General features: G+C 63.4%; 1 protein-coding gene. It reads right to left on the bottom strand.

Features of this window, described 5'->3' with window-relative positions; genetic code table 11:
- Positions 1–246 (bottom strand): flagellar hook-basal body complex protein (locus tag RAD04_RS39030; protein WP_461628015.1); only part of this gene is annotated, 246 nt, incomplete at both ends.

Below are 246 nucleotides of genomic sequence, written 5' to 3'. Positions count from 1 at the left end.
GAAGCTGCCGTCGCGCGTATAGCCCGTTTCGCCCGAGGGAAGCGTGACCTGGAAATAACCCTTGCCCTGGATCGCGACGTCTTGCGGGTTGCTGGTTTGCGTCAGCGCACCCTGTTCCAGAATGCGATAGACGCCGCCGGTTTTGACGCCGGCCCCGATCTGGATGCCGGACGGGATCTTTGCATCGGCACCGCCCGAGGCTGAGCCGGGGCGCGACACCTCCTGATAGAGCAGATCCTGAAACTC

The organism is Bradyrhizobium sp. 25ACV (assembly GCF_054863005.1).
The sequence above is the reverse complement of the archived record's forward strand: the minus strand, read 5'-3'. Positions and strand labels throughout refer to the sequence as shown.